General features: G+C 37.5%; 27 protein-coding genes. 24 read left to right on the forward strand and 3 right to left on the reverse strand.

What is annotated here, in order from left to right:
* The first annotated feature begins 319 nt into the window (after positions 1–319).
* The 4 genes from MHZ92_RS11070 to MHZ92_RS11085 all read left to right on the forward strand — a co-directional run bounded on the left by MHZ92_RS11070 (position 320) and on the right by MHZ92_RS11085 (position 3,856).
* Positions 320–763, forward strand: a complete 444-nt coding sequence (locus MHZ92_RS11070) for a GNAT family N-acetyltransferase (RefSeq protein ID WP_239431765.1) — start codon at positions 320–322, stop codon at positions 761–763.
* A gap of 70 nt (positions 764–833) precedes the next feature.
* Positions 834–1,274: a cell wall hydrolase gene (locus tag MHZ92_RS11075; protein WP_304649573.1), complete on the forward strand. Its 441-nt coding sequence runs from the start codon at positions 834–836 to the stop codon at positions 1,272–1,274.
* A 193-nt stretch (positions 1,275–1,467) separates the two neighbouring features.
* Positions 1,468–3,579 (forward strand): ATP-dependent Clp protease ATP-binding subunit, encoded by a 2,112-nt coding sequence (locus MHZ92_RS11080; RefSeq protein WP_239431766.1) that lies wholly within the window; start codon positions 1,468–1,470, stop codon positions 3,577–3,579.
* A 166-nt stretch (positions 3,580–3,745) separates the two neighbouring features.
* Positions 3,746–3,856 carry a putative holin-like toxin gene (locus MHZ92_RS11085; protein ID WP_239431767.1) on the forward strand — a complete coding sequence of 37 codons (111 nt, stop codon included), beginning with the start codon at positions 3,746–3,748 and terminating at the stop codon, positions 3,854–3,856.
* 525 nt (positions 3,857–4,381) lie between these two features.
* Here the strand turns inward: MHZ92_RS11085 and MHZ92_RS11090 are convergent.
* A complete protein-coding gene (locus MHZ92_RS11090) occupies positions 4,382–4,903 on the reverse strand; it encodes a GNAT family N-acetyltransferase (protein ID WP_239431768.1) in 522 nt (173 codons plus the stop codon).
* Positions 4,904–5,075: 172 nt separating this feature from the next.
* On the opposite strand from MHZ92_RS11090, the gene MHZ92_RS11095 reads away from it, so the two are divergent.
* The 9 genes from MHZ92_RS11095 to MHZ92_RS21600 all read left to right on the forward strand — a co-directional run bounded on the left by MHZ92_RS11095 (position 5,076) and on the right by MHZ92_RS21600 (position 10,789).
* Complete coding sequence (locus MHZ92_RS11095) at positions 5,076–5,552, forward strand: GNAT family N-acetyltransferase (RefSeq protein WP_239431769.1); 477 nt, start codon at positions 5,076–5,078, stop codon at positions 5,550–5,552.
* A gap of 26 nt (positions 5,553–5,578) precedes the next feature.
* The gene (locus MHZ92_RS11100) at positions 5,579–6,043 is read left to right on the forward strand and encodes a GNAT family N-acetyltransferase (RefSeq protein ID WP_239431770.1); all 465 of its coding nucleotides are present in this window, start codon (positions 5,579–5,581) and stop codon (positions 6,041–6,043) included.
* Positions 6,044–6,142: 99 nt separating this feature from the next.
* Positions 6,143–6,703, forward strand: a complete 561-nt coding sequence (locus MHZ92_RS11105) for a hypothetical protein (RefSeq protein ID WP_239431771.1) — start codon at positions 6,143–6,145, stop codon at positions 6,701–6,703.
* 101 nt (positions 6,704–6,804) lie between these two features.
* Complete coding sequence (locus MHZ92_RS11110) at positions 6,805–7,365, forward strand: GNAT family N-acetyltransferase (RefSeq protein WP_239431772.1); 561 nt, start codon at positions 6,805–6,807, stop codon at positions 7,363–7,365.
* A 2-nt stretch (positions 7,366–7,367) separates the two neighbouring features.
* Positions 7,368–7,625: a hypothetical protein gene (locus tag MHZ92_RS11115; protein WP_239431773.1), complete on the forward strand. Its 258-nt coding sequence runs from the start codon at positions 7,368–7,370 to the stop codon at positions 7,623–7,625.
* Positions 7,626–7,690: 65 nt separating this feature from the next.
* On the forward strand, positions 7,691–8,269 hold the full coding sequence (locus MHZ92_RS11120) for a hypothetical protein (RefSeq protein WP_239431774.1): 579 nt from the start codon (positions 7,691–7,693) through the stop codon (positions 8,267–8,269).
* Between the two features lie 343 nt (positions 8,270–8,612).
* Positions 8,613–9,137, forward strand: coding sequence for an AAA family ATPase (locus tag MHZ92_RS11125; protein WP_239432023.1), 525 nt, complete (start codon positions 8,613–8,615; stop codon positions 9,135–9,137).
* 17 nt (positions 9,138–9,154) lie between these two features.
* Positions 9,155–9,538 carry a YkvA family protein gene (locus tag MHZ92_RS11130; RefSeq protein WP_239431775.1) on the forward strand — a complete coding sequence of 128 codons (384 nt, stop codon included), beginning with the start codon at positions 9,155–9,157 and terminating at the stop codon, positions 9,536–9,538.
* 24 nt (positions 9,539–9,562) lie between these two features.
* Positions 9,563–10,789, forward strand: coding sequence for a pyridoxal 5'-phosphate synthase (locus tag MHZ92_RS21600; RefSeq protein WP_370644694.1), 1,227 nt, complete (start codon positions 9,563–9,565; stop codon positions 10,787–10,789).
* A 7-nt stretch (positions 10,790–10,796) separates the two neighbouring features.
* Here the strand turns inward: MHZ92_RS21600 and MHZ92_RS11145 are convergent, their stop codons facing one another.
* Positions 10,797–11,228 carry a YfmQ family protein gene (locus MHZ92_RS11145; RefSeq protein WP_239431776.1) on the reverse strand — a complete coding sequence of 144 codons (432 nt, stop codon included), beginning with the start codon at positions 11,226–11,228 and terminating at the stop codon, positions 10,797–10,799.
* Positions 11,229–11,448: 220 nt separating this feature from the next.
* Between MHZ92_RS11145 and mdh the strand changes: the two genes are divergently transcribed.
* The 10 genes from mdh to MHZ92_RS11195 all read left to right on the forward strand — a co-directional run bounded on the left by mdh (position 11,449) and on the right by MHZ92_RS11195 (position 20,078).
* Positions 11,449–12,384: a malate dehydrogenase gene (gene mdh / locus MHZ92_RS11150; RefSeq protein WP_239431777.1), complete on the forward strand. Its 936-nt coding sequence runs from the start codon at positions 11,449–11,451 to the stop codon at positions 12,382–12,384.
* Positions 12,385–12,583: 199 nt separating this feature from the next.
* On the forward strand, positions 12,584–13,630 hold the full coding sequence (locus tag MHZ92_RS11155) for a serine hydrolase domain-containing protein (protein ID WP_239431778.1): 1,047 nt from the start codon (positions 12,584–12,586) through the stop codon (positions 13,628–13,630).
* A 184-nt stretch (positions 13,631–13,814) separates the two neighbouring features.
* Complete coding sequence (locus MHZ92_RS11160; protein WP_239431779.1) at positions 13,815–14,375, forward strand: hypothetical protein; 561 nt, start codon at positions 13,815–13,817, stop codon at positions 14,373–14,375.
* Positions 14,376–14,432: 57 nt separating this feature from the next.
* Positions 14,433–15,281: a hypothetical protein gene (locus tag MHZ92_RS11165; protein ID WP_239431780.1), complete on the forward strand. Its 849-nt coding sequence runs from the start codon at positions 14,433–14,435 to the stop codon at positions 15,279–15,281.
* A gap of 1,146 nt (positions 15,282–16,427) precedes the next feature.
* A complete protein-coding gene (locus MHZ92_RS11170; protein ID WP_239431781.1) occupies positions 16,428–16,712 on the forward strand; it encodes a hypothetical protein in 285 nt (94 codons plus the stop codon).
* 94 nt (positions 16,713–16,806) lie between these two features.
* On the forward strand, positions 16,807–17,079 hold the full coding sequence (locus MHZ92_RS11175) for a hypothetical protein (RefSeq protein WP_239431782.1): 273 nt from the start codon (positions 16,807–16,809) through the stop codon (positions 17,077–17,079).
* A gap of 135 nt (positions 17,080–17,214) precedes the next feature.
* Positions 17,215–17,739: a hypothetical protein gene (locus MHZ92_RS11180; protein ID WP_239431783.1), complete on the forward strand. Its 525-nt coding sequence runs from the start codon at positions 17,215–17,217 to the stop codon at positions 17,737–17,739.
* A gap of 342 nt (positions 17,740–18,081) precedes the next feature.
* Positions 18,082–18,627, forward strand: coding sequence for a sigma-70 family RNA polymerase sigma factor (locus MHZ92_RS11185; protein WP_239431784.1), 546 nt, complete (start codon positions 18,082–18,084; stop codon positions 18,625–18,627).
* Entirely contained in the window at positions 18,611–19,420 is an 810-nt protein-coding gene (locus tag MHZ92_RS11190; protein ID WP_239431785.1) for a hypothetical protein, read from the forward strand. The genes MHZ92_RS11185 and MHZ92_RS11190 overlap by 17 nt, the downstream gene beginning before the upstream one ends.
* 151 nt (positions 19,421–19,571) lie before the next feature.
* Positions 19,572–20,078, forward strand: coding sequence for a hypothetical protein (locus MHZ92_RS11195; protein WP_239431786.1), 507 nt, complete (start codon positions 19,572–19,574; stop codon positions 20,076–20,078).
* An 88-nt stretch (positions 20,079–20,166) separates the two neighbouring features.
* On the opposite strand, the gene MHZ92_RS11200 is transcribed toward MHZ92_RS11195, so the two are convergent.
* Entirely contained in the window at positions 20,167–20,595 is a 429-nt protein-coding gene (locus MHZ92_RS11200; protein ID WP_239431787.1) for a hypothetical protein, read from the reverse strand.
* A gap of 339 nt (positions 20,596–20,934) precedes the next feature.
* Here MHZ92_RS11200 and MHZ92_RS11205 point away from each other — a divergent pair, with 339 nt between their 5' ends.
* Positions 20,935–21,399: a GNAT family N-acetyltransferase gene (locus MHZ92_RS11205; RefSeq protein WP_239431788.1), complete on the forward strand. Its 465-nt coding sequence runs from the start codon at positions 20,935–20,937 to the stop codon at positions 21,397–21,399.
* Positions 21,400–21,554 lie beyond the last annotated feature (155 nt).

Consider the following 21,554-nt stretch of genomic DNA (forward strand, 5'->3'; position numbering starts at 1 on the left):
GTAAAAAAAAGGGAACTGAATCGTCTTTACAGCCCTGTTCCTTTTTAAAATTTTCATAAGTAATTAAACTGTAAAAATATATAAGTTAATACTGTTTATGGGATGTATGCAACGCTAGTGTTGTTGCACAGGCACCCGTTCAATTCTGACAATACACTACAATTGTATAAAATATATAGGGGATGCTATGAAATCAATATTCCATTGGTCTATATGTGTATTTATATACGACCTATTGAATTGTCATAAATGTGTGGTGCACAGGCAACAAATTTACAATAAGCTAATATTAAATTGTACATAAAAGGACTGAAGAATAGTGGAAGTTAAAAGAATTACAGCGGAGAGCGATTTAGAAATAGCTTTTTCGATCAGACAAGAAGTTTTCGTTGAAGAACAAGGCGTTTCGTTAGAAGAGGAATTTGATGAATATGACACACTCGATGCTCCATGTGAACACATATTAGTTTATTATGATGAACAACCAGTCGGAACTGGACGCATCAGATGGGTTGATGACTATGGGAAATTGGAGAGAATCTGTATCGTAAAGCCTTACCGGAAATATGGTCTTGGAAAGCAAATTATTAAAGAGTTAGAAGAAATTGCAGAAGAACATGGCGTACCTCGCGTAAAATTACACGGACAAACACATGCAGAAGGGTTTTATGAAAAACTTGGCTATGAGACGTCATCCCCTATATTCATGGAAGCGTGCATTCCACATGTATTAATGATAAAAGAGATTGGCGCGAAGAAATGAGAAATCGTTACATTTTATAAACTGGCATGAATGTCGGCTTTTTTTCATACTATACTTACGGGGTGAAAAATTGCCGAGAGTTAAATACCGAGATGCAGACGTCAGTTTAATGGCAAGGATGATGAGGGCCGAAGCCGAGGGTGAAGGAAAACAAGGGATGTTATATGTTGGAAACGTCATTGTGAATCGTGCTGTAGCTGATTGTTTAGACTTTCAAGATGTAAGAACAATTAATGATGTCATTTATCAGGTACAAGGTGGAAACTTTTCTTTTGAAGCTGTTCAAAAAGGGAATGTGTTTTATCAAAGAGCAAGAGAATCTGAAAGAAGATTAGCCAGACAAAATTTGGAGTACTGGAGAGAACATCCAGCGAAATTCTCACTTTGGTACTTTAATCCGTTTGGCCCTTGTCCTCAAACATGGTACAATCAGCCTTTTACTGGCCAATTTAAACAACATTGTTTTTATGAACCAATAGCAGGAACATGTGAAAGTGTGTATAACGGGTAGGTTGTTAAATTAAATAAAGACGGTACATCTGTTAAACGGTTATTTCGTTAACGAGATGTACCGTCTTTTATTTGGGCAAAGATCAAACAAAAATGTTGAAAGTCAAAGAAGGTCAGTGTATAATAAAAACATAAGTCAAAGATAGTCAATGTCAAATAACATAAATCAATAAACTAAAAGGAGGAACTGGCTTATGAAATGTCAACATTGTGGTATGAATGAAGCGAAAATGAGCTTTCGACTACAAGTGAATCACCAACGGATGCAAATGCAGTTGTGTCACGCATGTTTTCAAGAGATTCAAGGACAATTGAAAATGCCCTCCTTTGGCAATGATGCAAATCAATTTTTCCAAGCGAATGGCAAGCAACAAGCGCACACACAAGTTCGAGAAGTCGATGGAAATCAAGGAAATGGCTTGTTGGACCAACTTGGTAAAAATATTTCAAATGATGCCGAGGAAGGACGAATTGACCCGGTCATCGGCCGCGATCAAGAAGTGAAACGCGTCATCGAGACGTTGAATAGAAGAAACAAAAATAACCCAGTGCTCATCGGTGAGCCGGGTGTCGGTAAAACAGCGATTGCAGAAGGCCTTGCAGTGAAAATTCACGAAGGGGACGTCCCGGCAAAACTGTTGAACAAACAAGTTTACGTAGTAGATGTGGCGTCACTTGTTTCGAACACTGGAATTCGCGGTCAATTTGAAGAGCGGATGAAGCAATTGATTGAAGAAATCGAGAACCGAAAAGACATTATTGTCTTCATCGATGAAATCCATCTTCTCGTCGGTGCAGGATCAGCAGAAGGCTCCAAAATGGATGCGGGGAATATTTTGAAACCGGCATTGGCTCGCGGCAGCATGCAGCTCATTGGAGCGACGACGTTGAAAGAATACCGTCAAATCGAAAAAGACGCTGCACTCGAACGTCGTTTCCAACCAATCATCGTGAAAGAACCTTCTATGGAAGACGCGATCGCCATCTTGAACGGCATTAAAGACCGGTACGAAGCTTTCCATGAAGTGAAATATTCCGATGAAGCGATCCGGGCATTTGTCACATTGTCACAACGATATATCCAAGACCGATTCTTGCCGGACAAGGCAATCGATTTGATGGATGAAGTAGGAGCTCGCATGAACCTTCAATATTCTTCAGCAGATACGGAGACAATTGAAAACCGGATCGAAGAAGTCGTTCAACTGAAAGAACAAGCTGCGGAAGCAGAAAACTATGAAAAGGCGGCAGCGTTGCGCCAAGAAGAAATTCAACTACGTCAACAAATAGAAGATGCCAAACAAGGCGAAGACGCTCTCTATGAAGTGACGGTTGAGGATATCGAGCAAATTGTAGAAGAGAAAACGGGCATTCCGGTGACAAAACTCCAAGCATCGGAACAAGCGAAAATGAAAGACCTTGCAGAAAACCTACGGAAAAAAGTAATTGGACAAGAAGAAGCAGCCGATAAGGTCGCTAAAGCAATCCGCCGAAGCCGCGCTGGACTAAAATCAAAAGATCGTCCAATTGGATCGTTCTTGTTCGTCGGTCCGACGGGTGTCGGTAAAACAGAAATTACAAAAGTGTTGGCGGAAGAACTCTTCGGTTCCCGTGACACATTGATTCGTCTCGACATGAGTGAATACATGGAGAAACATGCCGTTTCTAAAATTATCGGCTCACCTCCAGGGTACGTAGGGCACGAAGAAGCGGGTCAATTAACAGAACAAGTCCGCCGCAACCCGTATTCGATTTTGCTATTCGACGAAATCGAAAAAGCGCACCCGGACGTTCAACATATGTTCCTTCAAATAATGGAAGACGGTCGACTCACCGATTCACACGGTCGAACAGTCAGCTTCAAAGACACCGTCATCATTATGACAAGCAATGCCGGAACAGGGGAGAAGAAAGTAAGTGTCGGGTTCAATCAAACCGCGCATGAATCCGTCTCCATGCTAGAATCACTTGGCAACTACTTCAAACCTGAATTCCTGAACCGTTTCGATGCGATTGTGTCGTTCAACGAATTGACGGAGGACAATCTACTCGAAATCGTCGACTTGATGCTCGTCGATTTGGAAGAAGCGATTGAAGAAAACGACATCACGATTTCCATCTCTCCAGAAGCGAAACGGGAATTGGTCAAGCTCGGCTACGACAAACGTTTCGGAGCTCGACCACTTCGCAGAATCATCCAAGACAAAATCGAAGATCCTTTAACAGATCTCATCTTGGAAGAAGACGATATCGAAAAAGTCCATGTGGATGTTATCGATGAAGAGATTGTTGTAAGTAAAGCGTAATGACAAAAATGCCTCCCGATCAGTTTTCGGGAGGTTTTTTTATGTTTGCTTTTTCGGTGTCGACTTAAAAGAATTTTCTACTAAATCCATAATTAATAGGGTAAACTAATAGATGCAACAGCATATAGCGGATGGACGGTTGGCCCCCTCGAAAGGGGGTGTATATATGGTGACATACGAAGCAATTAATATGTTATTCCAATTTGGAATCTTGATCGCAACGACAGTAGCAACGATTGTAGCGATGATTGCTCTATACGCCAATAGAAAAAAGTAACCACCCACCGCTAACTGGCACGTAAGCAGAGTAGTTACTTCTTAGCTAAAAAATCATCATTATTGGCCAACCGCACTTCTAGCGGTATGTCTGTTGCAATTGACTGGGTGTTGACGCACTCAGTCTTTTTTTATCCTACAAGTAGTTTACCACAATTTTTAGGAAATTACACGGATGTTATAGTCGAACGATTGACATTATGAATTGTTTTTTACTTTAATTTTTTCGGTGCCTGTGCAACACACTATTCAGACTATACACTACAATTGTATAAAAGAAAAACTCGAAAGCAGTAGGTATACGTTTTAGTACTGACCAACTCGAATTATTAATCATCTACATGAATAGTCATAATTGGTTGTTACACAGGCACCCAATCAATTCTGATAATACACTACAATTGTATAATCCAAATGAAAGAAGCCAACCAGATTAACATTGGGTTGGCTTCTTTGTGTATTTTTATAGCTTTTCGTGAATTGTCATAAATGTGTGGTGCACAGGCACCTGACTTAGGCACCTGACTTATGGGGAATGAATCCAGAAACGCCTTACGACATTGCCGTCTTCTTCGATGAAGTCATTGTCGCGGAAGCCTCCGTTATTGAGGATCGTCTTCTCAGAGCCAATATTCCCTTCATCGCAAACGACAAGTACGCTAGTGATACCAATTTCCTTTGTTTTCTCAAGTGCTAGTTGAAGTAGTTTCGTTGCATATCCTTTTTTTCGTTCACTCGGGCGAATGCCATAACCGATATGTCCACCAGCGTTACGAAGATGCTCGGTAAGTTCATGACGAATATTGACAACTCCTAACAAACGTTGTTCTTCATTCACTAGCCAATAGGTCGAATCTGGAACCCAGCCTTCAGGGAGACCAATTCCTTGTTCCGCACGGTGAAGCTCGTTTACCATTCCATTGAAATCAGTAGGATCTTTCCCGATCACCCATGGGATGAATGGTTCGCCGGAAGTCTTCCATTCATCATAAAAAGAAAGATACTCTTTTTGAAGAGCAATTGTTGGCTTAATTAATTCTACTTTCATTTCCTATCCTCCCCTTTTCAAAATTTCCTCTATTATATATGTTGAGAAAATTAATATCTATATACCAATTACTATCTGAATGTTAGTATAATTACTACAATGCTCTAGTTCCGATACCAACAGTAATTGAATGAAGATAGACCTATTACAGGTTCAGAGGCAGGTTGATAAAATGAATAAATTAAAGTTGGCAAAGTTCACGAAAGATGACTTCGAGAAGTATTTTACGTTAGTGTCCAATGAATCCGTCATGGCCCAAATTACAGAGAGGGCGATTCTGTTGGACGAGGCGGAAGGGAACTTTCAAAAGTTGCTAGAACGAAATCGCAAGCACGAGCTGTTCGGTTCGTACAAAGTGTTCGACGATGACTATATTGGCCTCGGGCATGTAACGGTGAATGAAGAGAATCCGGATGAAGCGGAAATCGGTTATATGCTGCTGCCCGCCTACTGGAACAAGGGATACGGCACTCTCATTGCAGGCGAACTCATTGAATTGGCTAAGCAAACGAATATCAGCCATCTTACTGCTGTTATTGATCCGGAAAATATTCCATCGAGAAAAATACTGCTCAAGCATGGATTCACATCAGAGAAGGTTTGTGAAATCGGAGGACTGCCTGGGGAAATCCTCGGCAAGTTTTTGTAAGTGGAGATTAAAGGGAGGCTAAACAAATGGCGAACAAAGTTAAGTTTCGAGTAGCAACTGAACAAGATTTGGAACGAATCGTGGAAATGCTTGCGGATGACAAATTGGGGGCTACAAGGGAACAATTCGTGCTACCATTGCCGGAAGCGTACCAGAATGCGTTTCAGGCGATTGATGCAGATCCTAACAATGAATTGATCGTTGCCTGTCTCGGGAATGAAGTCGTCGGTGTTCAACAAGTCACATTCACTCCCTATTTGACCCATCAAGGTGGATGGCGCGCAACGATCGAGGGAGTGAGAACATCTTCAACTGTACGCGGGAAGGGGATTGGAACGGAACTCATCAACTACGCGATTCAACGGGCTAAAGATCGAGGCTGCCACCTTGTACAGCTCACGACGGATAAAAAGCGGGACGATGCTTTGCGCTTCTACGAACGGTTAGGATTTAAAGCGACACATGAAGGGATGAAGATGAGGTTGAAATGACAAGTAGTGCTAGATGCCGATGAGTTAACAGAGGAAGAGGAGCGGGTCTCGGTATACCGACCGGATTTAAGAAGAAATCGTTAAGCATTGGAGGATACTATGAATAAAGGGAAGTCTCCATTTGTTATTGCTATTGCTGCTGTATCTGGTGGAGGAAAAACAACAATAACAAAACTGTTGAATCAGAAACTATATAATTCAAAGATTCTTTTATTTGATGACTATGATTTCAATGGTCCAGATGACATTGTGGAATGGATAGATAAAGGAGGAGATCCTAATGAATGGGATTTAACTCCTTTAGTTAACGATTTAAAAGCGTTATTAGCTGAACCACTCGATTACATTGTCATAGATTTCCCATTTTCTTATAAAAATCTTCAATTAGGCAAACATATTAATTTCTCCGTATTTATTGATACTCCATTAGACATTGCTTTGGCACGTAGAGTAATTAGAGATTTTAGCAATAGATCCACTCATAACATTTTATATGATATGGAAAATTATATTTCAAGAGGACGAAGAGCTTATCTTAATATGCTTAAAACGATTAAGCCAGATGCTGATTTAGTTGTTGATGGTACATTACAAGTAAATGAAATTGCGAATGTTATTTTAAATAATGTAAATGCAGAGTTGACTCTTAAGAATATTTAACACAAGGCATATGAAAAATTACACTTAAAGAGAACAGTTACTATAGCTGAAAGTTATTAGAGTTACTAACGTAATACTAAGGGATAAGCGAGGGGCTTGATTTGAACAATTTATTTACGATAGACTGCGGGGAAATCATGCTGAGGGAGTTTACGGTTGAAGATGTAGATCGTATTTATGAAATCACCTCTCAACCCGAAGTGTATGAATTCCTGCCGGATTGGCAGTCGACAAGGGAACAACGATTGAACTGGGTGACAAATTACGAGATCCCATCCAATAAAGAGTTTTTGGCAGCAGTGCCTGCAATCGGCAATCATCATTTGAAACTCGGAATTGTACTAAAAGAAACTGGCATATTCATAGGGTTCTGCACGACAGGTATAAAAGAAGAGCTGCGCGAACCGAACCGGGAAATTGCTTATGCGATTTCAACAGAGTATCGAAATCGCGGCTATACAACAACAGCCGTAACCGGGTTAATCAACTATTTGTTTGAGAAAACAGATGTCGAACAGCTCAATACAGTTGTTCTGCCCCGCAATGTTGGCTCGATTAAAGTCATTCAAAAATGCGGCTTTCGATTGAATGGCGAGACAGAAATTGATGACCAAGTACATGCTCATTGCATCCTTACTAAAGATGAATGGATGAGTGAGTGAAATTGGAAGAAAACGAAAAAGGTATTTTATATGTACAGATGTTCATTGGCACACTAGGACTCATCATTGTTGGGGTAGGGTTATTAAAATATTATGAAACTGTTGGTAGCGTTGGTGTATTAGCATTGTTAGGTTATCCGTTAACAATGATGTACTTACATTATCTTGAAGGGAAAGCGGGGATAAGTAACCGATTATTATGGATTAGATCTATATTAGCGATTTTGTTACTCATTCTAATTTACGTCTTCTTCAACTAATGGAGCTGGTGGCCTTTTCTTAAAAGGGGTACTCAGCCTGCAAACAATATAAAAAATAAAAAGGAATGGCGAGAATGAAAATAAGGTTAAAAAAGATCCATATTGCCCCACTCCTGCTGACGGCCCTGCTGCTGTCGGCCTGTACAGAAGGAGAACTCATGGACATCAGTGAAAAAGAGGTTAGGGAGTTTCAGGATCCGCAGGCAGAAGCGGCGGAGGAGATGCTCGAGGATGGATTGCCGGTTGAGGAGGAGCCTGTTCCAATTGAGTACGGGGAGGTTTTTGCGTTCGAGAATCAATTGGAGCTGACCATTTCCGAGGTCAGCTTCGAAGACGAAGTCATGCTCCCTTCCGGCAGCACCGAAAAGCGGAAACCTGGAAATGTGTTCCTGCATGTCTCCGGAGGGCTCAACTACCTCGAACGGGACGAGAATTTGACGTACGATCGGGTGTTGGTCTTCACGCTGCTCCATCAAGGAACGGAGCGCTACGGCGGCTTTTTCGATGTAAAAGAAACACCTGGTGACGATTTCGATGAGATGCGGTTTATGGTCTCGGTGCCGGAAGAAGTAAAGACGGACAACGGGTCGCTCGAGTTGCTGATGGAATATAGCGGCCAGGTCTACGTGCTGAAGATCCGCTAACAACCACTGATATCAGTTTTAACCGAACCATAGCGGAAAAGGGTGAAAACAATTGAAATAATTCATGGTAATCGTAATGCTGCTCGCACTCGCAACCTTAATAAGTGCCTGCTCTTCTTCAACGGTTTTTGTGGTCCTGACAGCCAAAGAGGTCGGCATATAAAAGGCCGATCATTCAATGGTGCTGCAACAAGGCGAGAAGGCAGGAAAAGGAGTTGTGCCTACGTCGCTCCCGTACACGTTTTCCATCAAGAATATCAGAAGCCGGAAATAGGGAGACGTAAATAACGTAATGATTGAGCCAAATGAGAAATTTAAAATGAAGAATCGTGAGGCGTTCAATATGTTTTTCGTTCAAATGTCTGGCTTCCCTGGCTCTGGAAAGTCCACACTTTCCAGACAAATTGCGAAGAGAACAGGGGCAGTCATCATAGATCATGATATTGTAAAATCGGCTTTATTACATTCCATAGAGGATACTCCGATTGATGGAAAACTCGCTGGGAAGATTTCATACAATATTGATTGGTCTTTAATTGAATTTCACTTATCACAAGGACATAGTGTAGTATTTGACAGTCCGTGCCTTTATGAAGAAATGGTCGATCGAGGAACCAGTTTGGCTAAAAAGTATAATGCAGCATACAAATACGTAGAGTGCTACCTTAATGACTTCCATGCGATTAATGACCGATTAAAAAGTCGAGATCGCATGATAAGTCAAATAAGCGAGGTACGTTCTGAAGAGGCTTTTACATACAGCATAGAGAACAGTAAAAAACCAACTGATTATCCGTGCCTCGTTGTAGATACAGCCAAACCGTTAGAGAGTTATATTGATGATGTTGTTAATTACATAAAAGAATGAGACAACAAGGAGACTACATGTTTAAAAACATAAAGGCTTGGGCGAAAAGCCTAAAGCGACAGATATTTATCCTTTACTATGCTTATCAAGATCCAAGAACACCTTGGTATGCAAAATTATTTACAGCTTGTGTGGTTGCTTATGCGTTCAGTCCAATTGATCTAATACCGGATTTCATACCCATTCTTAGATACTTAGATGATGTCATTCTCCTTCCAATCGGAATATGGCTTGCGTTGAAAATGATACCGAACAATGTATTGTCTGACTGTGAAGTGAAGGCAGAAGAGAGGATGAAAAACGGTAAGCCGAAGAATTGGATTGTCGGTTCACTAATAGTACTCGTATGGAGTTTCATCATCATTTGGGCATTTATAAAAATCTATAGCTTCTTCAGTTAACGGATGAATTAGGGGGTGGCGGAGATGAGGAAAATTACATTAGTACCACATCAGGTAAAGTATGCGAAGGAAATGTCATTGTTAACTTCAACCTCAGAGGTGAAGGATGCTTTAGGACTTCAGGAAGAACATACGACAGTAGAAGGAACGATTGGATTTATTGAATTTATACTTGAACAAGAAAAGGCAGGCAAACAATATTCAAGGTGTATTTTTAATGAAAACGAGAAACTGATTGGTGTGATTACCCTTAAAGATATTGATAGTGATAAGAGATCCTGCCATATCGGCACTTGGATAGGTCATCCATATTGGGGGTTAGGCTACAATCCATTAGCAAAGGCGAGAATACTTTATACCGCCTTTACTGAACTGGGCTTAGGCTATGTATTCGCTGGAGCGAAAGTCGATAATATTCGCTCTCAAAAAGCACAAGAAAAGTTACCTTATATAACATTATTTGTAGAAGATGATTTTCCTGAGGAACATAAGAAGCTAGAGGCACAAGTAAATGCTCCGTGTATCTTACATGTCATAGAGAAAGAAAAGTTTCTAACGTGGTATAGGGAAACTGCAAATCTGGGAGGGAGGATCTCTATGGAAGACATTCGAAAAATGATTCGAGAGAGTAAAACGCTCGTTGGCCCTTTCCCATCATTTCATGTGAATGAATTGCCTGATTATCCTCATGAACTATTCCTGGAATGGTTTAAAGCTGCGGTCGATAAAGGGGTACACGAACCTCATGCAATGACGCTGTCTACAACCGACCCTAATGGCTCTCCAGATGCACGAGTTCTTATTATGAAAGATGTTGATCAGCATGGCTGGTATTTTGCATCGAGCTCTCAAAGTGAAAAAGGGAAACAAATTTCGGGGAACCCGAATGTAGCGTTAACTTTTTATTGGTCTTTAATTGGAAGACAAGTGAGAATACGTGGCACAATCGTTGAAATGGATAAAGACATCAATGCTAAAGATTTCTTGAAACGAGGGACAATAGCTCGAGCAATCACTTTACTAGGAAAACAAAGCTCCATATTACATGACCAACGTGAATTAGAAGAAGCATTAACGAATGAAATTGAAAAGATCAAGCAAGATCTACCTATCATCTATCCCGATTGGACTTTATATCGAGTGAATCCACTAGAAGTAGAGTTTTGGCAGGCGGATGAAGACCGGAAGCATACGAGAGTAAAGTATACATTCGTGAATGGTACGTGGAAAAAAGACCTGTTATGGCCTTAGTTCCACGTCATATAGCCTTTAACGAAAAAATTTGTAGTTGCTCGGATTGAAGGCTAAAAGAAGCAACTTTTTTCTTCCACTGCTTGACAACGTCAACGTGGTCTTTGTATGGGTAAATAATGAAATTCATTTCTTTGTTTCTGCTTGTTACGTTGATGACAAATGGAATGACATTCGTGTCTGGCTGTAGAAATGATTTTTCCGTCCCCGGAAATATATGGTGTCTTTCGATGAATTGAGCTTCATTAAAATACTTACTAAATCGATCTTTTTCTTCCTCTCCTAAATACCTTCCGTTATATGATACGGTAATTTCTTTTGGATCAAGCTGTGGGTGAAGTGAAAATTGACGTAAAAACCATCCGACAAGTGCACTTGTGGGGCTTGTTATAAAGATTAAAATGACTCCGATCGCGATACCAATAATCGTCCAGATCATTCTATCAACTCCTTTTTCTGTTGCAAGCATTGATTAAGAGTATCACAACAAATTGAAGTTGTGTTTGACAATTTTATAACGATTAACCGTATCGGTTTACGTAGGGGTGGGAGACTGTTTTGTGTTCAACAATCGGGGCCAGATTGCTGAGAGAGGATTACGCCTGAAAAGGACCGGGTATTTTAAGTATTGAAAACTTCGAAAGGGAGAGGGAGAGAATTTGAAGCGTACTAAAATAGCCGTAATTGGTTCAGGTTTTACAGGAGCCACAACCGCATTATTTCTTGCACAAAAAGAGCTTGGAGACATTATTCTAGTTGATATTCCTGCTATGGAGAACCCTACAAAAGGAAAGGCACTAGATATGTTGGAAGCGAGCCCTATTCAACAATTTGATGCAAAAATTACAGGTTCGTCAGATTATAAAGACATAAGTGATTCAGACCTTGTAATTATTACTGCTGGTATCGCACGGAAACCAGGCATGAGTCGTGATGATTTAGTAAATACAAACGCAAGTATTATGAAGTCAATAGCGAAAGAAATTAAAAAAAATGCACCCGACTCATTTATTTTAGTCCTGACGAATCCAGTAGATGCAATGACTTATACAATACTGAAGGAAACGGGTTTTCCTAAAGAACGGATCATTGGTCAATCCGGCGTATTAGATACAGGAAGATTTCGAGCCTTTATTGCGGAAGAGCTAAATATATCCGTGAAAGATATCACTGGATTTGTTCTTGGTGGACATGGAGATGACATGGTTCCGCTAATTCGTTATTCTTATGCAGGTGGCATTCCACTTACGACTTTAATTTCAAAAGAACGAATGAATGAAATCGTTGAACGGACTCGAAAAGGCGGAGCGGAAATCGTTGAGCTCTTAGGAAATGGAAGTGCCTATTATGCACCTGCTGCAGCACTGACTGAAATGGCAGAAGTTATCGTAAAAGACCAACGGCGTATTCTTCCAGCTATTGCTTATTTAGAAGGAGAATATGGTTATTCGGACCTTTGTTTGGGGGTTCCAGTTATTCTTAGTGGGAAGGGAATAGAAAAAGTAATTGAATTAGAGTTATTGGATGATGAAAAAGAAGCTCTCCATGAATCGGCAAATTCTGTCAAGCAAGTGATCAATAACTTAAAACTATAAACACTCAGGTAAACATTGTTGTTGGGGTGCTTTACTTCAGGAAGGAGTAAGGCCTTTTTTTATTGAACTAACGGAGCGTTATTTCAACAGGATTAACGATTTTTTTGTCGAACTTAGTTAATTAACGCAGCAGTTTTAATGAATCAATAGTATAAGTCAAAATCGTTTTTATAATCAATAACATGGGGGAGGTAAGTATATGGAAATTCAAAAACAAAAAGCCGAAAAAATTTTCGGAAACCTTACAAAGAAGAAGCAAATTCATGAATCTGTTCTTCTCGTAGAAAACTCCAATGGAGATGTTTCATATAGCTTCGAGTACGGGGGGAAGAATATAGATACGCCCTTCTTTATTGCAAGTATTACAAAGCTGTTCACAACCGCTTGTATTTATATGTTGAAAGAGCAGGGAAAACTGTCACTGGATGATGAAATAACAAGATATTTAAAACAAGACACATTAAAGAACCTTCACGTATACAAAGGCAGAGAGTATTCTAATAGACTTACAATCTCGAACTTATTGTTTCATACAAGCGGATTGAGGGATGCGATTGAGGAGGGCAGCAATAAGTCGAAAAAACGTGCAATCCTATATAAGGATGTGCAAATTGATTTTAATGAAACCTTATTAAGGACGAAGGAAATAAAACCACACTTTGCACCAGATATGGGGAAAAGAGCTCATTACGCAAATATAAACTTTGAAATCCTCGGTAAAATTATTGAAAGAGTTACTATTTCAACATTGGAAGATGTGTATAGACAATTAATTTTTGATCCCTTAGAGCTCAAAAATACTTATCTCCCGAAAGATGAGAATGATTTTATCCCGTATATTTATTATAAGGACACTGCCTTATACCTTCCAAAATTACTGAGGAGCGTTCGCGCAAGTGGCGGTTGTGTTTCTACAGCACGTGAATTAATGGTATTTATCAAGGCTTTCTTTAAAGGAAAGCTATTTAATACAACTGTTTTTCATGAACTAAACGTAAACAACAGGTTGCAGGCTTCTATGCTTCCAATTCATTACGGTTCTGGATATATGAGAATTCCACTAAATGGCCTTGCAACACTTTTTATGGGAAAAGGTGAGTTAATAGGTCATTCTGGTTCAACAGGTTCCTTTGCATTTTACTATCCCGAAAAGGACATGTTTTTTATTGGAGATGTAAATCAAATGGAAAACCCCGCAACTCCTGTAAGGCTAGTGATGCAACTTGCCATGTCTATAAAATCATGAAGATTAAAGTATCTTCTATGGGCGCAATTTGTTGAATAAAATCCTCGTTACTTATTGTGCTAAAGGGTGCCTTAGTTAACCTAGTGACTAACTGAAACGGTAGCTTTTTCTTATTGAACTAACGGAGGTTAGATCAAGAAAACCATTTTTTCATTCATCTAATGTAAGGATGTGAGTTTTAGCATTGAAAAAGATATTTATACCTTTATTAATCATTAATCTCTTCTTAGTAGGTTGTAATTCACATCATAATGAAATGCCGTTTATAGAACCGACACAAGATGAACAAATAGAGCACAATGCTGAAATAGTAGGTAAAGATGATAAATTAAGTTTGGACGATGAAGTGAATGAAGCAATGACTTATGATGAAGGACATCAAAAATTACAAAAAGTAATCGATAAATTAAATGAACATTCTTCTGGTTTGGATCGAGGGGATTATATCGGTTATATATACTCAATAGATCACCTGTATAAATACTTGCTAGCAATTCACTATAACAATGAAGACTTATTAGATTCAAGTTACCCATATAATTATTCATATAATTCATTTGATGAATTAACTAAGACGTATCATGAATTTGTGGATTTCAGTTCAATTGAATTGGAAGGATTGAAACATGACTTTGATATTGAAATAGAACTGAGCTATAAAAATAAAAAGACAAATGAAATAGGGTATCTTAGTTACTTTATAAGTTATAGCAAACATGAGTTGAAAGATTTATCGGGCTTTTAGTCTTATTTAATAACGGGTGCTTTACTTGAAAAAGGATACATGACGAGGAGGGAAGTTATGAAAGGTATTCCAAAGGTTTTAAATGTTATCATGTCCGTTGTTGTACTTATCCTTCTCGTAATTATATTTAATCAAAATAGGAATCAAACTACTCAAGACGTAAAGGTTGAAAGCTTAGTAAATCAAAATGAAGGTTTACTGGTACAAATAGAAAATCTACAAAAGGAAAATAAAGAAGTAAACAATCAAGCTCAGGAACTCTCATATATTCGACCTGAGTTTTTACAGGGAGAGTGGGATAAGATTATTTTAGAAACTTACGATGAGGAAGTAGTTATAGATTCAAAGGCTGTTATTGAAGCATTTCGAAATCAATTTGGAGGTACTAGACAAACAGATAGTCCATATCCTTCTGGTTATCCAATAGAATTTACCTTTCACATTTACTCAGGTGATCAGAAATACACCTTTATCTCGCTAGAGAATGATTTTTTTATGAATGCTGAAATGGATACGTTTTACCGTAGTGAAAAAGATTATACGCAGCTAGCAAAGGCTTTCTTATCAAAGCCGATTGATTACCTTGATGAAAACTTGTTTAGTAAGCTCTATCACAGTGGAATGATTGTTGGGGAAAAGGAATTTCCGTTTCCTGTATTAGATAGTTTTCGAATAAAAGGAATTGCATCATCTTTTGCTAGTATAAAAAAGGAAGAAATGAACTCACAACCAATTGTAGAAGATTATATTGAGAAATTTATTTTCTACTATTATGGAGATAAATATTATATGACTTTGTATGATGAATACATTAATGTAAGTGATGAGCAATCAACAATAGATCTGTGGTATAAAACACCGCAAGATGGTAATTTTAGCATACTTGCTGTTTTAAGTGCTGGATAATAGAAGCAAATCAACTTACTTGCTACTGGATTATTTAAAATGAACTTAGGTTTATTAATGTGATAAACCTTACGTCAACTAACGAGGCAGTTTAATTTAATCCGTTAATGGAAGTTATAATTTCGCAGTTGACCACTACTGCGTAATAAGAAGGGAAGAAATTAAGACACGACCGAACAACCTATCCAACAAAAAAGCCCCCTATTAAGCTTAATTAGGGGGAAACAAGATGTGTTTCTAAAAAGAAATCTATAACCTATGGATCATTTCCTAAATCCACCAAGAAATCGGGTAGATATGGAAAAGTTTAACATTTTTTCTTTTTGCATTCGCCGTTATTAGCGAATATTGCGATAAAGGTACCAGACAAAACAGTCATCCATAAAATGAGATCCATATTTATCATCTCCTATCGTTAGCTTAATTAGTATATGTCCGATAATGATAAAGGATTAATCAAAGATACAGTACGACCATAATGTTTAATAAAAAGCAGATGCTTCTTCAACTAACGACACTTTACTTAAAGATGATTAAGCTGCTTCGTAGGCTATTTTTTTGTTCAACTAAATTTTTATAAGGTGGCAACCATGATGACTAAAACTTTACCGATTGTCATAATTCTTATTGCCTTAGTCGTTGGTGCTCTTGGCTACTTCCTATTTATGAAAGTATTTATTCCAAACATGATGTAAAGATTTCCTATGATTTAATCTAATTTTTTTCGTAATTTGGATAGTATCATTTTAAGCTCATTCAGCCTACTTAGACAATCAGGCTATTTTCAAGAGAGATCAAATGAGATTGTGAGGGGAGGGATTGCATTTTGGGTTTTGTCATAATGTTTTTAAGTATATGGGTTTGTAGCTTTGCGATAGGTAGGATTTTCAGTCGCTTTTCCAAAACATACTGGAAAAATGATTTAGTTATTTCTTTTGCACAGTCCTTAATTATCACAACAATTTTGGTTTTTATTATGTAGTTGTCTTTAAGATCATTGAGCTGCTTAGACGGCTATTTTTCTTCTCTAACTAAAGTGCAATTTAATGGGTGGAATTGAACGGGGAATTTTGTTCAAAAGAATTTTACCTTTAATTAAATGAAATACATAAAATGTTTCTGTAATTAATTCTTGGGGGGCTAAATATGGAATGGAATGAAGTTAAAGTTATTAAGCTAACGGAGGCGTTGATCCAAGAAGGGATTAACGCTATTTTTATAGAACTTATTGAACTAAGGGGAGGTTCTGAGTTCAGCCCATTCTACCGTGTACTAAGCCCGACTGAGTTAAACGAGCCGTTAGTGATAAGGGATAGTAAAGGAAGAATTATAGTTGAAAATAAGAATGAACTTAATGATGCTGAATTAGGGCTTATAAAATACTTTAATTCTAAAACAGTTGGAGACATTGTTTTTAATTACTGGGATTGAAACCTTTTGAGGATGTCATTTTGAACTAAAGAGGGAGGTTAGTTGAACAAGTGGTAATCTAAATTGTATGGAGATAGAGATTGGGGGCGAAAGAATGAAAAGGACTGTAATTGGCGGTTTTATAATGATAGGGGGAATATTTACTACACTAACTATAATTCTGATGGCAATGATGTATATGCCCAGCATGACTAGTTGGACTGGTTCACAGTTGTGGTATGCGATTTTTGGGGAAAAGCGGCAATATGGGTTTGGGAATGAAGCTGTTCAAAGTTTATTCCTAGGTTTCCCATTTGTTGTAGGATTGTTGTTAACGATTTTGGGGCTAGTAATACTAGCAATGGAGTATTTCGACAAGTCTTTTTAAAGTGAGTTTTTTACTAACCGGTGCTTTACTTGAAGATCATTGAGCTGCCAAGAAGGATCTATTTTCATATTGAACTAACGGAGCAGGTTAGTTGAGCAAGCTTATGGATTCTACTTTTTTAGGGGGCGATATTTGTTGAAAAAATTGGGTTTACTCATTTTTATCCTACTGTTTGTTGGAGGATGCTCGGACGAAGATAAAATAAATCAATTAACTAGCAAATACGAGAACCAGCTTGAAGAGCTACGAAAGGAAATGCAGGATCAACAAAAAGAAATTGAGGAATTGAAAGAAGAGATTGAAGAATATAAGCTCGTTCCAGACGTTACCTATAGATTATCTTTACAGGAAGCTGATCGCGAGGCAAGGAAAATAATGCGACTTATTTCAGATGGTAAATTTGAAGAGTTAAAGAAGGAATATGATGTAGAGTTTGAGGTTAAAGATGATGCAGTAAAATTTGGAGTACCGGAATCAAATACACCATTTCCGATTGAATGGGCTTCAAATTTTATGTTTATAGCCAACTTTATTAAACATCCAGATGGCATGGATATAAGTTATTTTATTTCTAATCCAAAGAATGAAAGAAATGAATTAATTGATATGTCATTTGAGAAAGACATGAAATTAAAATTTATATTTGTGGGAGATGCCTAAGAAAAGGATCGCCGTTCTTCACGTCGATAGTTTCTTATAATAGGGTAGCACCTGATTTTTGGACGTTAGTTATTCACCGCTGCAAACATTCTGGGAATTTGAAAAAGGAAGTCCAGAAGGAAAAATCTTGAAATACTATGCACTTATAGAGGGTTAATGAACTTTTCTATATTCCTCAAATGGGTGTTGAATAAGCTTCACTTCTCTTCTTCAACAAACGAGGTACTTTACTTCAAGAAGGAGTGAAGACTTTTTTTATTGAACAAAAGAAGTAGAAAGTAAAAACTTTTTGAGTCAATATCAATTCGAGACTCGTCTAATGTATGAAAGGAGGTTCAATGAGTGATAGATCTAGAAGCCGATTCAGAAGTTTCGCTAGATGTGATTTTTAATCAACTGATGGAGGACTATGCAACCGATTTAAAAAGAATTGCTTTCTTATATGTAAATGATTTGTTCGAATGTGAAGATATTATTCAAGAAGTCTTTATATCTTGTTATCAAAATCTGTCTAGCTTCCGACATGAATCTAGTTATAAGACTTGGCTAATACGTATTACTATCAATAAATGTAAGGATTATAAGAAACGTTGGAGCGTAAGAAATCTGTTTTATAAACCTATTATTTCACCCGATTTTACAGAACCGTCTTCGGAAGAACAGTTTATTAATGAACAGTCTTCAAGAAGCATGATAGAACAAATAGCCAAACTACCAACCAAGTATAAAGAGGTACTTATTCTTTATTATTATCAGCAATTGACGATGACCGAAATTAGTGAAATCCTCAATGTAAATATGAATACGATTAAATCAAGATTACTTCGTGGAAAGAAAATTCTTCAAAACAAATTGGAAAGGAGTAATGCTAGTGGACAATTTCGATAGACATGTGAAAGAAGAAGTACAGGGATACTTGAATAAACATGTGCATTTTTCTCGAGATGAAAGTCGGAAAATTCACAGTAAAACAACAAATAAAAGTTCATCCAAAAAGTTTCACGGAGTTTATTATGCTGTTTTGGCTTCCGCGGTTGTTTTGTTTACCATCCAAGGCCTGCTGTTGCTTAATAATTATAACTTTACTAGTAACACTAAATCAGATCACTATGCTGTAGCAGAAAAGGAAACTCAGGACAATGAGCATATAATATCTTCTTTAGATACTATAGTTCAGGGGAAGGTCAATAGTGGAAGTCGGGGAGTTCTTTCCGATGAAGCAACAAACAATTTACAACAAACGATTATGAACAATCCGGAAAAGTATACACTAAAGAAAGCTAGTTTTAATTACTGGTCAAAAAGCGGTGAACACAAAGATTCCTATTCTTCAGAGGAAATTACCTTAGCTCTAAGTTTTCAAAGTCAACAAAACTCATACTTCACACAAATTTTTAAAGATAAAGTTCCCCTTGAGGAGAACCACAAGATCATAGAAAAAGTCGGTGACTGGAACCTCATTCCGGATTCTGAAAGGTCTAATGGCGAAAATAAATACATCATAGCCATCTCAGAGTTTGTAGTTAATAATGAAGTGTATTCAATAATCGTTCAAACTTATGATATTCATGATGATTTTTACGCCAGCCCTTATTCTAAGACGGATATCCTGGATTTTATAGAATCTTTACAACCCGAATTAGCAGTAAAGAATTTAGAATTTATTAGAGATAATTACTGAGGAATAAGAGATACGTAATTAGAAATAAACAAGATTATATTAAGAAGTTTCTTATTAAGCTAACGGAGGCGTTGATCCAAGAAGGGATTAACGCTATTTTTATAGAACTTATTGAACTAAGGGGAGGTTAGTTTAAGAAGAGCAAGAGGGAATGAATGGTTTTTCAATGGATAAGTGGCCAAAGGAGTATGGTGAAATGATTCTTTTAAATGGAGTGAGTGGGTTTAATGGTCCTAATCCGAAGACAGATGGAGAATACTTTAAGAAGATATGTTATTCGGTAATCCAAAATATAGATGGGAATGTTATGTCTTTTTGCGAACCTGGAGTTGCTCGTCATTATTACATAGTAAAAGTGGAGGTTTCGGAACTTAAATTGTATATTTTACTCAATTTAATCTATCCATTTGTTACTTTTGCTTCCTCAGTCGACCCAGGTAATATTCGATTCATTCAACATGAAAAGTTGACGGCTGAGTTCAGCCCATTCTACCGTGTACTAAGCCCGACTGAGTTAAACGAGCCGTTAGTGATAAGGGATAGGAAAGGAAGAATTATAGTTGAAAATAAGAATGAACTTAATGATGCTGAATTAGGGCTTATAAAATACTTTAATTCTAAAACAGTTGGAGACATTGTTTTTAATTACTGGGATTGATACCTTTTGAGGGTGACATTTTGAACTAAAGGGTTAGTTCAATAAAGGAATTTTAAAAGCCCACTATTAGTGAGCTTTTGTTTTTAAATTATGTATTGTCTTCTACTTTAAAATTTCTTTTATGTGCCTCTTGAGGATTGTATTTCCCTAAGTTTTCTAAATCAAGATTCTTATTGATATTCAAAGTATACACTGTTTCTTGGTCATACCCCTCTTCTGGAGGAAGAATCCTAACAGTTGTGTTATTATCCCTTTGAATACTTACAGCAACAAGGTTATTTTTATCGTCTTTTACATAAAGTGATTCAGTATTTAGTAAGGTTTCATTTATTCCTTTATCAAACTCAATAATCCACTCATGATCTGGGTCGACTGATTGATATGTTACATCAGTTACATCATTTACTTTTTCCGCATCTTCTACTGCGTTCTCTTCAACAAAATCAGTAGAAGAAGTGACTTTGTAGATTGAAAAACCAAAGATTATTACAGTAGAAGTCAATAATAATTTCTTCAATGACAACATCTCCTTTTTTAATTAGTATAAATAAACATTGGAATGTTTACCACAATAGTCTATAGTCCTTATTCAACTAACTGATTGCTTTAGTGCAGATCGTTTAGGGCTTGAGGGCTCTTTTTTCTTTTTCAACTAACTGAACAGGTTAGTTGAAGAGTGTTGTTTAACTTGTGTTCAACAATCGGGCCATATGAATACACGTAATGAAATAACTGTCTAGTTAAAGTTAATGATATAATAAACTAATCTTTAACTGTAAAGGGGAGAGGTTATATGTTTTGCATATCTCTTTTTTTATTTGAAGTAATAACTTTTAATTAAAAAGGAGAAACAATCATGGAATTAGAAACACAGAGATTACTTGTTATACCTTGTACAGAAAAAACAGTTGAAATCGCTGTAAATCAGGCGTATGACAATGGCCCGGAAATTTCAACCTATTTGACGCAGTTAAAAGAGGATCCCTCTTTGTTATATTGGGGTAGTTGGCTTGTTATCCGGAAAGCTGATGGCATTGTTATCGGAGATATTGGCTTTAAGGGTAAACCAGACGAAAATAAAGTTGTGGAAATAGGATATGGGTTACTTGAAAATTATTGGAATAGTGGATATGCAACAGAATCTGTGGGTGTACTAATTCAATGGGCATTTAGAACTTCAAAAGTTGATAAAGTAGTAGCAGAAACGCTCCGTGACAATTATGGATCTATCAGAGTGTTAGAAAAATCAAACATGAAACAAGTTAGTAAAACTGATACTATGATTAATTGGGAAATAGAAAAATCAGATCTAGAAGTTTAAAAATTTCCTTTTTATTAAAGGGCCTCGATTGTTTAAGATGCGTCTCTGTTCGTATTAAACGAACGAGAGCTTTACTTGAAGATTAGAGGGCTGCTTCAGGAGGATCTTTTTTTTGTTCAACTAACGGGGTTAGTTTAAGAACATATTAAAGGCTT

Origin of the sequence: Sporosarcina sp. ACRSL (assembly GCF_022346605.1) — a bacterium.
In the GTDB taxonomy this organism is placed as follows: Bacteria; Bacillota; Bacilli; order Bacillales_A; family Planococcaceae; genus Sporosarcina.

Excerpts from the sequence above, each read along its gene's own strand:
- MHZ92_RS11100 (WP_239431770.1), top strand. The coding sequence starts at position 5,579 with ATGGCGAACAAAGTTAAGTTTCGAGTAGCAACTGAACAAGATTTGGAA.
- MHZ92_RS11195 (WP_239431786.1), top strand. The coding sequence starts at position 19,572 with ATGAATGGTTTTTCAATGGATAAGTGGCCAAAGGAGTATGGTGAAATG.
- MHZ92_RS11105 (WP_239431771.1), top strand. The coding sequence starts at position 6,143 with ATGAATAAAGGGAAGTCTCCATTTGTTATTGCTATTGCTGCTGTATCT.
- MHZ92_RS11205 (WP_239431788.1), top strand. The coding sequence starts at position 20,935 with ATGGAATTAGAAACACAGAGATTACTTGTTATACCTTGTACAGAAAAA.
- MHZ92_RS11130 (WP_239431775.1), top strand. The coding sequence starts at position 9,155 with ATGTTTAAAAACATAAAGGCTTGGGCGAAAAGCCTAAAGCGACAGATA.
- MHZ92_RS11165 (WP_239431780.1), top strand. The coding sequence starts at position 14,433 with ATGAAAGGTATTCCAAAGGTTTTAAATGTTATCATGTCCGTTGTTGTA.
- MHZ92_RS11175 (WP_239431782.1), top strand. The coding sequence starts at position 16,807 with ATGAAAAGGACTGTAATTGGCGGTTTTATAATGATAGGGGGAATATTT.
- MHZ92_RS11170 (WP_239431781.1), top strand. The coding sequence starts at position 16,428 with ATGGAATGGAATGAAGTTAAAGTTATTAAGCTAACGGAGGCGTTGATC.
- MHZ92_RS11120 (WP_239431774.1), top strand. The coding sequence starts at position 7,691 with ATGGCGAGAATGAAAATAAGGTTAAAAAAGATCCATATTGCCCCACTC.
- MHZ92_RS11145 (WP_239431776.1), bottom strand. The coding sequence starts at position 11,228 with ATGATCTGGACGATTATTGGTATCGCGATCGGAGTCATTTTAATCTTT.
- MHZ92_RS11095 (WP_239431769.1), top strand. The coding sequence starts at position 5,076 with ATGAATAAATTAAAGTTGGCAAAGTTCACGAAAGATGACTTCGAGAAG.
- MHZ92_RS11090 (WP_239431768.1), bottom strand. The coding sequence starts at position 4,903 with ATGAAAGTAGAATTAATTAAGCCAACAATTGCTCTTCAAAAAGAGTAT.
- MHZ92_RS11125 (WP_239432023.1), top strand. The coding sequence starts at position 8,613 with ATGTTTTTCGTTCAAATGTCTGGCTTCCCTGGCTCTGGAAAGTCCACA.
- MHZ92_RS11085 (WP_239431767.1), top strand. The coding sequence starts at position 3,746 with ATGGTGACATACGAAGCAATTAATATGTTATTCCAATTTGGAATCTTG.
- MHZ92_RS11155 (WP_239431778.1), top strand. The coding sequence starts at position 12,584 with ATGGAAATTCAAAAACAAAAAGCCGAAAAAATTTTCGGAAACCTTACA.
- MHZ92_RS21600 (WP_370644694.1), top strand. The coding sequence starts at position 9,563 with ATGAGGAAAATTACATTAGTACCACATCAGGTAAAGTATGCGAAGGAA.
- MHZ92_RS11080 (WP_239431766.1), top strand. The coding sequence starts at position 1,468 with ATGAAATGTCAACATTGTGGTATGAATGAAGCGAAAATGAGCTTTCGA.